The sequence below is a fragment of the Arsenophonus nasoniae DSM 15247 genome (genome assembly GCF_000429565.1).
GTDB lineage: Bacteria > Pseudomonadota > Gammaproteobacteria > Enterobacterales > Enterobacteriaceae > Arsenophonus > Arsenophonus nasoniae.
The window spans coordinates 1-11,282 of record NZ_AUCC01000089.1; the positions used below are offsets into that span (position 1 = coordinate 1).

The 11,282-nt window shown below is 34.3% G+C and carries 10 protein-coding genes and 2 pseudogenes; 5 read left to right on the forward strand and 7 right to left on the reverse strand.

Annotated elements, in window-relative coordinates:
- On the forward strand, positions 1–231 hold a 231-nt coding region (locus tag G468_RS23055), incomplete at its 5' end, for an ATP-binding protein (protein WP_162143433.1).
- 67 nt (positions 232–298) lie between these two features.
- On the opposite strand, the pseudogene G468_RS21150 reads toward G468_RS23055, so the two are convergent.
- Positions 299–961, reverse strand: a pseudogene (locus tag G468_RS21150) (sodium/glutamate symporter); the annotation flags it as partial.
- 433 nt (positions 962–1,394) lie between these two features.
- On the opposite strand from G468_RS21150, the gene G468_RS0114075 reads away from it, so the two are divergent.
- Entirely contained in the window at positions 1,395–3,107 is a 1,713-nt protein-coding gene (locus G468_RS0114075) for an AsmA family protein (protein ID WP_026823646.1), read from the forward strand.
- A 47-nt stretch (positions 3,108–3,154) separates the two neighbouring features.
- Here the strand turns inward: G468_RS0114075 and fabY are convergent, their stop codons facing one another.
- The 3 genes from fabY to yihX form a co-directional block, all read right to left on the reverse strand.
- The gene (gene fabY, locus G468_RS0114080; protein ID WP_026823647.1) at positions 3,155–4,072 is read right to left on the reverse strand and encodes a fatty acid biosynthesis protein FabY; all 918 of its coding nucleotides are present in this window, start codon (positions 4,070–4,072) and stop codon (positions 3,155–3,157) included.
- A gap of 41 nt (positions 4,073–4,113) precedes the next feature.
- Complete coding sequence (dtd, locus tag G468_RS0114085) at positions 4,114–4,551, reverse strand: D-aminoacyl-tRNA deacylase (protein WP_026823648.1); 438 nt, start codon at positions 4,549–4,551, stop codon at positions 4,114–4,116.
- A 62-nt stretch (positions 4,552–4,613) separates the two neighbouring features.
- Complete coding sequence (gene yihX / locus G468_RS0114090; protein WP_026823649.1) at positions 4,614–5,231, reverse strand: glucose-1-phosphatase; 618 nt, start codon at positions 5,229–5,231, stop codon at positions 4,614–4,616.
- 834 nt (positions 5,232–6,065) lie between these two features.
- Between yihX and G468_RS25425 the strand changes: the two are divergent.
- Positions 6,066–6,134 (forward strand): annotated as a pseudogene (locus tag G468_RS25425) (hypothetical protein); the annotation flags it as partial.
- A gap of 57 nt (positions 6,135–6,191) precedes the next feature.
- The gene (locus tag G468_RS25430) at positions 6,192–6,497 is read left to right on the forward strand and encodes a hypothetical protein (RefSeq protein WP_406931267.1); all 306 of its coding nucleotides are present in this window, start codon (positions 6,192–6,194) and stop codon (positions 6,495–6,497) included.
- A 215-nt stretch (positions 6,498–6,712) separates the two neighbouring features.
- Here G468_RS25430 and typA read toward each other — a convergent pair whose 3' ends face one another.
- The 3 genes from typA to G468_RS0114105 form a co-directional block, all read right to left on the reverse strand.
- Entirely contained in the window at positions 6,713–8,536 is a 1,824-nt protein-coding gene (gene typA, locus G468_RS0114095) for a ribosome-dependent GTPase TypA (protein ID WP_026823650.1), read from the reverse strand.
- Positions 8,537–8,747: 211 nt separating this feature from the next.
- The gene (locus G468_RS0114100) at positions 8,748–9,797 is read right to left on the reverse strand and encodes a hypothetical protein (protein ID WP_026823651.1); all 1,050 of its coding nucleotides are present in this window, start codon (positions 9,795–9,797) and stop codon (positions 8,748–8,750) included.
- Between the two features lie 195 nt (positions 9,798–9,992).
- Complete coding sequence (locus tag G468_RS0114105) at positions 9,993–10,958, reverse strand: hypothetical protein (protein ID WP_026823652.1); 966 nt, start codon at positions 10,956–10,958, stop codon at positions 9,993–9,995.
- 81 nt (positions 10,959–11,039) lie between these two features.
- Here G468_RS0114105 and G468_RS23070 point away from each other — a divergent pair.
- Positions 11,040–11,282 (forward strand): transposase zinc-binding domain-containing protein (locus G468_RS23070; protein ID WP_211229663.1); only part of this gene is annotated, 243 nt, incomplete at its 3' end.

Sequence of the window (11,282 nt, forward strand, 5' to 3'; positions counted from 1 at the left end):
CGAGAAGAAGCAAACCTGTTTTTCAATGTGATTGCCAAGCGTTATGAGCATGGCAGTGTCATATTGACGAGTAACCTATCATTTGGGCAATGGCCAAGTGCTTTTGCTGATGACGCAACATTAACTGCCGCTATGCTTGATCGTTTACTTCATCATTCGTATGTACTGCAATTAAGCGGTGAAAGCTACCGATTGAAAGATAAGCGGCGCTCAGGAGCAATAACTGAGTAAAACAGTGGATCAATTTTGATTGATCGGATTTAGATAAAAAGTGGATCAGTTTTCGGTGATCGTTGACAATTAACACTAAAGAACTTATTACTCGTCCTGTTTGTGGCTTTTCAAATGCCATAGGAATTTCTTTATCATCGTCAGAATTCTGGCTAGCTACTGGTGTTTTCATATTACGAACCAAGAAGCGCGCTATCGGACCTCCAATTAATCCACCAAATACTAAACCAAAAGTTGCACAAGCCATTGCTACTTCAGTCGCACTCTTAAAACCATAATATTCGGTAAAAACTTTCCCCCAAGCACCACCGGTACCGTGGCCACCCGACAATGTAATGGAACCGGCTAATAATCCCATCAATGGATCGAGCCCCAATAACTTTGCCAAAGCAATACCGACAGTATTTTGCACTAGCAGTAAACCCATAACTACGAAGATGAAGATAAGTAGCGTTTTACCACCCGCTTTTAAGCTAAGTAAATTAGCATTAAGTCCAATTGTGGCAAAAAAAGCTAACATCATGGGCTCTTGTAAAGATAAGTCAAAGCTTACCCCCCAATCTAACGTTGTCTTCAATAACAAAAGAATAAGAGCAACAAGTAACCCACCGGCAACGGGTTCAGGAATAGTATATCTTTTTAGAATAGCAACTGATTGTACAAGTTTACGTCCAAGTAATAATACTAAAGTGGCAGCAACAAAGGTGCCATAGACATCAAGATGATACATTTACGTACCTCATTTTATTGTTAATTTTTATGAAAAAACAAAAAGGATGTAGTGAATGTTATATAACAATACAAAAAGCAGGCTCACTGATTAAAGTTAATTTTTCATTTGAACACAAGTGAAAAACCAAAATTTTAATAGGATTGAGCATTTTTAAGAGTATATTCTAACCAATAAATAACTATTCTTAAATTTAACCATTAAAATGTGCTCTTTTTCCGTTAAAATCCATTTATTAATTAAGCTGTTAGCTATTCAAATCCTAGGGATAAATTTTGAGAATAGGTTTGTCTTCTCAACTACCATTTTTATTGACGATATTATAAATTTCATTAGCCAAATAATTTCTTTTTAATTTAATATTAATCTAAATAGTTCATCACAGCATAAAGCAAGATTGTAACTAAACAATGATGATAAAGAGGGCATACGATTGCGCTGGCTAAAAAACCTGATTCTTACGCTTGTTGTACTGATTATATTTATTTATCTGATCATACAAACCCAGTGGGGAGCAAAACAGTTAAGTGACATACTAAGCAAATATACCCTATACGATGTAAAAATAGGCGTTATCAGTCATCATCTCACTAAGCCAGGCGAAATTGTATTACAAGATATTGCTATTCATAATAAACAAAATAACTTTAAGCTAAATGCCAAACAAATTATCTTTGAATTGCAGTGGCAAAAAATAGTTACAGGCTCATGGTTGCATCGATTAATTGTTACTGAAGGTGAATTAACGCTACCTTCGTCTCGCCAAACTTTTCCTTTCAATAGCAAAATATTGCAGCTAGAAAACATGAATGTTAGCTATCGAATCGGCAATATTGGTCTGTCGGCAAGCAATATGACGGGTGGAATAACGCCCTGGCAACCAACTGCTCATAACCCATTTGGAGAGGGAAATTTTCAATTTACTACCGATCAGTTCGAAATTAATAATGTTCACTTAACAACCCTGCTTGTAAAAGGAAACTATAAAACTAATTTTCTTTTCATCGATGAGCTTTCTGCTTATCTCAATAATGGCGTTATTAATGCAAACACTATTCAATACACCGATCAAGCACTTACTTTAGCAAAGCTGATGTTAACCAATACGGGTTGGCAATTTTCTTCATCACTTTCCCAAATAGCCCATAAGCTACAAGATATTAAAAAATTAAACATAAAAGAGCTAAATTTGGCTGGTACCCACTTCGAAGGTAAAAATTGGGCCATTGCCGGTTTATCAGGTAAAGTAAATAACATCGTTCTTTCAGCAGGCCATTGGAACAGTTCCAACAGTGAAATCAGTCTAAATATCGATGAATTAATATATAAAAATCAGCAAATTAGTCAACTAATGGCCGATATAACATTTACCAATGATATTCTGCATTTCAACCGCCTCGCTGGCTATTATGATAAAGGTCTTTTTAACATCGAAGCAAATTGGCATACCAAACAGCAATCTATTAATATTATTAACGCACAATTAGCCGGTATACGTTATCAATTAGCGGATGATTGGTTTAATTTTTTTCAAACCCCCGTCCCCAATTGGCTGACTTCATTACATATTACTAATTTTAAATTAACTAATTCCTTACTTATGGATGTTAACGTTAATTTTCCCTTTGAATTGACCAATGTTAACGGTTATTTGACTAATATGGATTTGATCAAACAGAAAAAATGGCGATTATGGCAAGGAAAGGGAAATTTTACGGCCAGTAGTGGCACCTTAAACCGAATTACGTTACGACAACCATATATACAAATTCTACCTAACAGTGACCTCTCTCTTAAGGTCGAGCTCAATACCAATATTGAAAATGGCTTAGTAAAATTGACCACTAATATTCAACAGCAGGCCAATGATGGTGCTTTTTCATTATCATCCAATGGAATAAATGTTGATTTAGCAATATTAAATCAATGGGGATGGAAAAATTTACCCATACAAACACTAGCGGATTTCAATTTTATACTTACAGGCAAGTTGTTGGCTAAACCGATTACTCAAACTTTAACAGGAGAACTATCCTATCAAACCCTAAGCGGCGAAAAAAAGGCTTATTCTATGATTAAAGGTGAAATAACGGCACAAAGCGATAATCAAATACCATTGACTACTGCTAACGAAGAAAAATCTTAGTTGCATCGTTTAGCGGTCAATTTTAGTATTATGGTCAGCAAGCCAGATCATTTCTGTTTTTTACGATCAGCTAATACCATGTAAGTGCCGGTAAATAGTGAGGCGTGAGTGCTTTTTTCACTACCAATATCTACATCTAACTCAATTACCGCCTGGCATCCTCTTGCAAGCCGATCTAAAGCACCGCGGATATTACAAAGATCAGCCACTGCATTTGGACGACCAACAATCGGTTTATGATAACGAATATGCCCATCAACCAAAATAATATTCCCACCCAGATGTCTTTCCTGTAGTAATAACCATATTAGCCCCCAACCAGTTAAAGTGGCTAACGAAAACTGACTACCCGCAAAAATGCTATGGTGAGGATTTTGATTTCTTCCTTCAGACATACTGGTGATAAAACTCTGACCGGTATACTGCACGATCTTTATTCCCATCTTTTCACTTAAAGGAATTTTTTCATGCCAAATTTTTTGTAATTGATTACACCAATCAGGTCTACGCAAAATTTTATCCAGGGTTTGCACCTTTTTTATCATCAAAAAATGCTTCACTGGCGTAAGAAGCTGACTTGCAATAGGCCCCCGATTTTTAAATCCTAAACAACGAAAAAAAGGCACTGCCTCCTCACGGACACTAGAAACAATTCTTTTTACCCCTTCCTGACGTGCAACAGATTCCAATGCCATGGCGATCAGTTTTCCTAATCCTTTGCCTCGCATACTAGGATGGACAGATAAAAAACGGATAGCACCTTCATCATCTGCATTTATATACAAGCGACCAATGGCAAGTATTTGGCCTGCTTCATTCACTATCATCTGATGATGAGCAGTGGAATCATAACCGTCTTTTTCAGAGCCGGGCGGTTGATGGAAAGGTTTACGCAACATCTCCCAACGAAACTGATAATAATTTTTAAAATCGGCTTCTGTTTTTGGTACTCGCAGATGATACATAAAGTTCCCTCCTTTTAATAAATAATGGCAGAGTTTATAAACTAAACCTGCAAGTAAAATGTTACTGGGCCATTATTTGTTAAATTAATTTGCATATCAGCAGCAAACTGCCCTGTTTCTGCTTTTATTCCTTTCGATCGACACTGCTCAATAAAATAATGATAGAGTAGATTGGCTTTATCAGCAGACGCACTATTTGAAAAACTAGGTCTCATTCCTTTTTTGGTATCAGCAGCTAAAGTAAATTGGGAAACAACCAGCAAACTTCCGCCTACTTGCTGAATACTCAAATTCATTTTATTGTGCTCATCATTAAAAATACGATAACCAATAATTTTTTCACACAACCGTTTAGCTTTCTGCTCACTATCCTCTTTTTCAATCGCTAAAAAAACTAATAAACCTTCGGCAATATGACCAACACATTTTTCTTTAACTATCACATTAGCCTGAGTCACACGTTGAATTAAGGCAATCATACAAATCCTGTATAAGAACAAAGATAACATTAAACTAGGTATTATTTATGCAATATCGGTAGCTAATCTTTAGCGGGGATGCTGAAATCATAGTTAGCAAAATATTTTGCGACACTATTTTTATCAGTAACATGCCAGCTTTTAATACCCAACTGTGCGGCTGCAGTAACATTTTCTTCGATATCATCAAAAAAAATAGCCTTTTCAGCAGCAAATCCCTCTGATTGTAAAACATATTTATAGATTTCCAGATCAGGTTTACGCATTCCGAGATCTTGGGATAAGTAGAGAAAATCTGAAGAAGCTGCGATTTCAGGATAATGTGAAGGCCAATAATTTTGATGTAAACGATTTGTGTTCGATAAAATAACAACCCGATGGCCTTGCTCTCGTAAGCGCGCCATAATTTCAATGACATCATAACGTAATGAAACAAAGATAGCATTCCATCCTAGAGCAAACTCTTCAAAACTTAACGACAAACCTAATTTTTCACTGGTAAATTCAGCAAATTCAAAATCAGAAATTTTATCACATTCATGGAGTTTTACTGTTTCATCTAGTTCAAATTTTTGCGCTAAACTATTAATTGGAATCTTACTCAATTCACTCCAGACCTGCAGAGCTCGATTAAAATCGATATTAATAATTACATTACCCATATCGAAAATATACAGCATAAATTCTCTCCATAGTGATTAATATAACTTTACTATATCATTATTAAACAGATCAAACAGAAGAAAATAATCATTTATGATAAATAAAAAATTTTTATAATAATTATTAAATTCATTAATAAACTATAAGCTAAAATTAATGTAATGAAAATAAATTTAAAGTTTATTATCAATCCTATTAAAAATATATAAGTGTATATTAATTTTAAAATCAGAATATAATTTTCATGCCAATAACAATTAATTTATTGTATATAAGAGGGTTATCACTACTTGTTTTAAATAAGCATGTTCTAAAATGATAGTTATTATTGGCTAGATTTGAAAAACAATACGCTCAGTTAATCGATATAGTAGAATGATAACTGTGATTTTTTGCTATTTAATCTATTACTCTATAACCAAAATATCTAATTTTAAGATTATTCATAATAATATAATTTTTTGTTAATTTAATAACTATAAAAATATTGAAATTCTATAAATTATTTAAATGAAATTTTTATTATTAATTAGATATAAAATCAAAATTATATAAAAATTATCCATTAAAAAATTTATTAATTATTAAAGTAGCTAACTAAGTAGCGGGTTTTACTTAATAACATTTGCCATCGCTCCAGATTTAACCGCGAATAAAGTAGAAAGAACATGATTAAATAAAGATATCGGCTCTGTTCGTGAGGGAAAATCACCATTGTAAAAATAGAAGCCATTCACTATACAAAGTACAGTTATTTAAGCAAAAAATAAAAAGTCTCAATTACCATGCACCGCTAGACAAGAAAAAAGGATTAATCTACTAATTCTAATAATGTAGTCGCTTTATATTATTCTGCTACCAACTATAAAAATGGATACGGCGTCAAAAAAGATATTTTAAAAGCAATAGATTATTATGATAAAGCTTATCGTATTGGCGGAAATAAAATCTTTGCCGCTATTGACTCACTCTTTGTTATTTACTTTTATGGGAAACGTGGTGTCCAACAAGATCTCAATAAAGCTAAACACTATATAGAAATAGCGGCAAAAAATGGTAGTCAGAAACACCAACATTTTTTAACTAACTGGGATACTCATGTTTTTCTTTTAAAGACACAGCAAGGATCAGATAAATGTTTAGAAAAAAATAGGGACGATCCGAAGTGGGTAAATAAGTGTATTCAACGTTCTGAAAAGGAAATAGCTGAGTACATTGAAAAAAACAAAGCAACTCAATCTGAAAAATGGCAAGAAAATTCCTACCAAGATCTATCTGATTGACAACGCATTAGGATCAGATTAAGCACACCCACTGCTAATGAAATTAATTATAATAATTGATTTAATTCCACAAAATTGCTAATAACACGCTATAGAATCAATTGAAACATAAACAATAAGCCACATTCTTTACGGTCATTTTATATAACCAATAAGAATCAAACAAAGGTGTTATATAACACCTTTGTTTGCATCAAAAAGCCAATAATCTTAATTTAGACTTCTTTATTGCGGTGGGCACGACGGCGATCATTTTCTGTCAAATAGCGTTTTCTTAAACGAATTGATTGTGGCGTAACTTCCACTAATTCATCATCATCAATAAATTCTAACGCCTGTTCTAATGTTTTCTTGACCGGCGGTGATAAAGTTGTTGCTTCATCGGTCCCTGAAGCACGCACATTGGTTAATTTTTTACCGGTTAAACAGTTAACAGTCAAATCATTAGAGCGGGAATGGATACCAATAATTTGTCCTTCATAGACTTCAGCACCATGACCAAGGAATAACTTACCCCGATCTTGTAAACTATAAAGCGCATAAGCTACTGATTTACCTTGACCATTTGAGATCATGACACCATTTTGTCGGCGACCGATTTCACCAGGGCGTACATCATCATAGTGACTAAAGGTTGCATACAGCAAACCTGTCCCTGATGTCATGGTCATAAACTCGGTTCGAAAACCAATGAGTCCACGACTTGGAATAATATAATCAAGCCGTACCCGTCCTTTACCATCAGGCAACATATCGCGCAGTTCACCTTTACGTTCACCTAATGCCATCATAACATCGCCTTGGTGCCGCTCTTCAATATCAAGGGTAACTTGTTCAAAAGGTTCTTGTTTACGACCTTCAAATTGACGGAAAATAACTTTGGGTCGAGAAACGGCTAATTCAAAACCTTCACGGCGCATGTTTTCAATTAATACTGAAAGGTGCAGCTCACCACGACCGGAAACACGGAAAGCGTCGGGGTCTTCAGTTTCTTCTACCCGTAATGCAACGTTATGCACTAACTCTTTTTTCAGCCGATCTAAAATTTGACGGGAAGTTACATATTTTCCTTCACGGCCACAAAAAGGTGAGGTATTAACACAAAAATACATACTTACCGTTGGCTCATCAACGGCCAGTGCTGGTAATGCTTCAATATTATTTGGATCACATAAGGTATCTGATATATTTAATTCACCCAGACCTGTTAAGGCAATAATATCACCGGCTTGCGCAATTTCAGAATCGATACGCTCTAATCCTAAATGCGTTAATACCTTACCCACTTTAGCACTACGTGTTTTACCATCACTATTGATAATAGCAATGGTTTGATTTGGTTTCACCGCGCCACGTTTAATGCGACCAATACCAATAACCCCCAGATAATTATTGTAATCAAGTTGGGATATTTGCATTTGGAAAGCACCTGCCAGATCTACCTGCGGCGGAGCAACATATTTTACTATTGCTTCATACAGTGGCGTCATATCTGCCGCCATTTCATTATAATCGGTTCCAGCAATACCATTTAAGGCTGAGGCGTAAATGATCGGAAAATCAAGCTGCTCATCAGTCGCTCCTAAGTTGACAAACAGATCAAAAACTTGATCAACTACCCAATCAGGCCTAGCACCCGGACGATCGATTTTATTGACCACCACAATCGGTTTTAAACCGTGGGCAAAAGCTTTTTGCGTAACGAAGCGGGTTTGTGGCATCGGGCCATCCATCGCATCAACCAATAGCAACACACTATCAACCATTGACATAACCCGTTCAACTTCACCACCAAAATCAGCATGGCCCGGGGTATCAACAATATTAATTCGATAATCATGCCATTTAATGGCGGTATTTTTTGCCAAAATCGTGATGCCACGCTCTTTTTCCAAGTCATTGGAATCCATCACACGCTCATCGAGGTTATTACGTTCACCAAAGGTTCCGGATTGTTGTAATAATTTATCGACCAGTGTCGTTTTTCCATGATCGACGTGGGCGATGATGGCGATATTTCTTAAATTTTCAATAGACACAAATTGTTACCATATTATCTAACTGGAAAGGATTAAATGACTCTGGCCAAGCAGTGGCTTGCCGGTAGGCATCTACACATATGCTGTTATTTTACACATAATATTGGCGGAGTGAAATAAATGTGAACTGTATCAAGTTAAATAATTCGCCTAAATGGGCAGATTATTGCTTGAAAAGCATTTTAAACAATTGAATAAAATTATCCCTCTGTTAGTTGGCAAATGCATTTCTTACATTATAAATTACTCTGCTTGCAACCGTTAATGACAATAAATTTTCCTCTTTGAGAAGATGTTTAGAGTAACTTTTTTGACACCAGTCATTGTTAAATATATTAAGAGAATTATTATGTTCAAGGCTACTGAAGTAAGCTTGATAACTATTAAAATAACTTTCTATTGTACAATAAATATCTTGCTGCTGGTGGGTGGTTAAAAATTTATTTTCTCTATTTATTACTATATCAATAACATCCTCAATAATTTTCTTTTTATTATCCACTTGAAAATAAAATTCAGCTAATGGCTCAATACAATGTTCAATAATGATGTTTTTTTCTTGTCTAATAAAAGAATGAAGTGGAAAATGAAGCAGAGAATAATAAAAAGAATCTTTTTTTAATTGAATAAAATTATCTGCCGCCTTAGACAAACTATTTGAATATAATATCGATTCGGGTGTGACCATATTTGTTAACACCATAACTAATAAATCAGATTGACGTACGTTAAAATTCATACCTAAAAAAACTTTGTCAGCAATTTGTTTTTGCAAAATAGCTTGCTTATCTTGGTCTAACTGATGATAAAGATAGGAAAACGTGTGCATTGCTTTAGCAAAATTGATTTCATTATTATTAAGCAACAAGAAACCATTATTTCTTAACTCAATCAAATAATTAGCTTTACCCTCTATTTCGTAAAGTAAAGTTTCAATCATTCTTGCTGGCGATTCCAAGTTAAAATCTCGCGGTTTATTTAAATCAATACTTTTTTCTATTTCAGAAAGATTGATAGAAATTTTATTTTCAATATCTAATCTGGCTTTAATAAAATGGCAAAGATTATCAAAATTTTTATTATAAATTTCAGATCGTTTCGCTGTTGCAAAAGGGAATAAAAGGGTATTACGAATATCATTCATTTTCTTGATAATATCGTAGCTCTTTCTGACAGCAAACTTTTCGTTGGCACTCTCTGTTTTTCCTATAAAGACATCACCGCTAATAATCCTCTGATGATAATTTCCAATATTTGGCATGCAAAATCCTTTCACTTGTAAGTATGCTTATTTCCATGATCATAATGATTTTTTCATACTCAATGAGATAAGCAAATTGCTCATAGCAAAAATAGCTGCTAACGCAGCTAATTTGGCTGTTTTTTGCTAAAGTTGGTTAAGATAAATAAAATCTTTCACTTAAAAATTTTCTAAACTATCAATAAAATCAGATTGTTAGCTTGTTAAGATATTTGCTATTTTCATATTAGAAAAGTTATCATAATTTTCATGGCACCAGGCATTTTTAAAAATATCAATAACATTACGATTAATCGAGTCACATGGATAATTGCTGAAATAATTTTCTGCTATTTGACTAAACTCTTCATCTTGCTGCAATATTAACTTTTTCACATCAGCAATAATTTTCTTTTTACCATCATCATTAGCTAAAAGATAGAATTCGATAAAGGGTTTAATACAATTGTTAATATCTGCACTTTGGTCCAATTTTTCTTTGCATAAAGAAAAATTTTCAAGGTTTTTTTGTATAAAGATATCTTTCAATAGAGGATCAGATTGAGATTGATTTAACTGATTTAGATATAGTATAAACTTAGGTTCTACTACTTTTACCATAGCCTCAGCTAATAGATTAAAATTTTCATCATTTTGGGAAAAAATGCTAGTGACTATTTTTTCTTTTAAAATATTACTATTCTCTGGGCTTAATCGTTGATAAAGATAAGATAATGTATGCATTGCTTTGGCAAAATTTTTCGCACTATATTCAGATAATTCAAAATTATTCTTTTTTAAGACAGTTAACTCAGCTGAATTATTTTTTATTTCGGCAAGTAAGGTATTGAAAAGAACCGCTGTTCTTTCTGACTTTAAACAACAATTCTTACCTAAATCGAGGATTTTTTTCTGGTCACTAAAATTGGTCGCAATTTTGTTTTTAATATCAATATTACTCTTTATAATATTGCATAGAAGAGCAAAATTCTTATCATATCTTGCCGATGCTGAAAGCTGTAAACTTGATGGAGTGATAGTATTACGAATATCTTTAACCACATTGATAACATTACATTTCAGTTGTTTTAATCGGCTACCTGTCGTAGCCATCCGCTCTATAAATGGATTATGATCATTTACCCTCTGATAACCGCTAATACTATTTGGCATAATGAACATAAGCACGCCTTTGGCGTGAGCATCGCGGCAAAGGCGCTCTATTTCTAGGCAATTCCCTTCTCGTCTTTTATACTCTGCTCTATGTACATCCCCAGACCTGCAAAACTGCTATTTCAATACGATGACGGATGGAACCTTTTCATCGAAAATAATCACGTAGATGAATGGCAACTACTCTCTGTCGAAAAGATGCTCGCCTGCAGCACCTGCGCTATGGGCGTTCGCCGTTATTGCTGTTCTTCACCTGAATGCTCTCATTCACGCTTCTTTTGTCAAACCTGTAAATCCAAAGCCTGCAGTGCGTGTGGCCTCAAAGGCACCGAA

What these genes read in the sequence shown, in the direction of transcription:
- G468_RS0114100 (WP_026823651.1), bottom strand. Translation starts at nt 9,797, where the DNA reads ATGCCAAATATTGGAAATTATCATCAGAGGATTATTAGCGGTGATGTC.
- yihX (WP_026823649.1), bottom strand. Translation starts at nt 5,231, where the DNA reads ATGCTGTATATTTTCGATATGGGTAATGTAATTATTAATATCGATTTT.
- fabY (WP_026823647.1), bottom strand. Translation starts at nt 4,072, where the DNA reads ATGTATCATCTGCGAGTACCAAAAACAGAAGCCGATTTTAAAAATTAT.
- dtd (WP_026823648.1), bottom strand. Translation starts at nt 4,551, where the DNA reads ATGATTGCCTTAATTCAACGTGTGACTCAGGCTAATGTGATAGTTAAA.
- G468_RS0114105 (WP_026823652.1), bottom strand. Translation starts at nt 10,958, where the DNA reads ATGTTCATTATGCCAAATAGTATTAGCGGTTATCAGAGGGTAAATGAT.